2 protein-coding genes are annotated in these 434 nt (G+C 36.9%); both read right to left on the reverse strand.

What is annotated here, in order from left to right; all coding sequences use genetic code 11:
• Window positions 1–222: hypothetical protein (locus IDG65_RS14325; protein WP_206174241.1), on the reverse strand; the 222-nt coding region annotated here is incomplete at its 3' end.
• Window positions 219–434 (reverse strand): hypothetical protein (locus tag IDG65_RS14330; RefSeq protein ID WP_206174243.1); only part of this gene is annotated, 216 nt, incomplete at its 5' end. The genes IDG65_RS14325 and IDG65_RS14330, both read right to left, overlap by 4 nt.

Below are 434 nucleotides of genomic sequence, written 5' to 3' on the forward strand. Positions count from 1 at the left end.
GACTAGACCGCCGATTAAGGCTTCTTTAGGAAAAGAAAAAAGAAAAGGTTGTTGTTGGATAGTAGGTAAAAATTTGTCTAATGTATCTAAAACATTTTGAACCGCATTATCTAGTGATTGATTCGGCAACCCTCGATAAATCAACGTCAATCGTGCGCCAACATAAAAAGCTAAAGAAGTCAGAATCCCGCAAGCAATCCAAAAACCTTTTTTTGCTTTCATCGTTCTTGCCCCTTACTTTTAGACTTCACAGCGTCTTTTTCACTATTTCGTTCAGCATTGAGCTTATCTGCTTTGATTTTCGCTTCTTTCAGTCGCTCGTCTAAGGTTGCTTTCTTTTCTTTTTTTAAAGGTTCTTGTGTGTGTGATTCTTTGCCTTTCTCTTGTGTCAATTCTTGTTCTTTACCAAATTTGACTAAGACATTTTCTAACGC

Origin of the sequence: Staphylococcus sp. EG-SA-17, assembly GCF_017151845.1 — a bacterium.
GTDB classification, from domain to species: domain Bacteria; phylum Bacillota; class Bacilli; order Staphylococcales; family Staphylococcaceae; genus Staphylococcus; species Staphylococcus aureus.